Below are 1,211 nucleotides of genomic sequence, written 5' to 3' on the forward strand. Positions count from 1 at the left end.
ATGCCAACCAATGTTTTATCTTCATCGGGTATTTTACCTGCCTCTGTCTGCGTTTGGGTGATGAACGTCGGCAAATCGTCACAAGTAAAACATTCCACATGTAAACCCGGCCGAAATCGGCTTTTTTCTATCCCACCACCCTGAGGTAAAGTATCGATATCAATATAATTACCGTCTTTATCCGTTTTTTTATCAATAATATCAATAATCTTATTTCGATTATGACCAATATGACCGACTAAATCACCCGCATTGATGGGAAAAGGTTTATCTAATACCACTACCTGATTATATTTTTTGCCTCGGGTGATGTTTTCAAGATTATCGCTCCATACGAGTTTTTTTCCTTCTGATAAAGGAATGGTCGGTTGCCCGTCACGGACTATCTGGGCTAATTCAACAAACGTTTTAGGTTTTTTCTTACCGCTTATTTTTACTTGGGTTCCCTTGGGTAACATAGACAGTATGTTTTTTTTACTTTCATCCCTGACTCTCAGTCCTTTTGATTTGGCAAAATTTTTATTTTTATCTTTATCTTTATTTTTTATATCAAATTCGGATTCCGTGAGCTGCTTTTGAGTTCCATTGAAAACCCAACCGATAATCTGCTTTCCTTCATGCTCATAAGGCGTTAATACGGGAATTGAACAATAACCTTCCTTTAATGAGGTCACCGCATACCATTTATAATCTTCGGTATGTAACTCAAGATTCAATTCTACTTTGGTGCCCGCTTGTAAGACTGCAAGAATCTCACCTTTTTTTAAGTCAGGCTTCTTTCGAATATTTAATCCTTCAACAAAATCTAAACCTTTTTCAGTGACCCGATAAATATCTTGCTCCCAAAATGCCGGCGCAGGCTCTTTGGGGTTATCCTCATAGTACTTTGTATCTGCCAAATGCATATATAAACTATAAAAATACAGCTGATGACCGGGCTGTTTGGGTTTAGCCGTTTCTGTAGCCGGCGGTGTACTTGCTGTTGATGCGTCACCGGTTGTCGTTGGGGGAGTTGGCGTATTAGTATTTGTGCCCGTTGGTGATGTCGTTACCGGTGTTGTCGTGGCTGGCGATGTATTTGACGACGGTAATGCATTCGCTGCCGGTGCCGTTGAATTTTCAGTTGAGCTATTTGTAGCTGCCTCAGGGGATGACTGACTTTCGGTTGTTGGAGTTGGTGTCGCTGGCGGGGTCGCTGCCGGAGCCACTTC

The 1,211-nt window shown here is 41.4% G+C and carries 1 protein-coding gene; it reads right to left on the minus strand.

Annotation, left to right across the window (positions count from 1 at the left end; all coding sequences use genetic code 11):
- Nucleotides 1–1,211, minus strand: a 1,211-nt coding sequence (locus tag ACGH46_RS11030) for an SH3 domain-containing protein (protein ID WP_411605655.1), incomplete at both ends; no start/stop codon positions are given.

The organism is Gilliamella sp. CG22, assembly GCF_046635725.1.
In the GTDB taxonomy this organism is placed as follows: Bacteria; Pseudomonadota; Gammaproteobacteria; order Enterobacterales; family Orbaceae; genus Gilliamella; species Gilliamella apicola_I.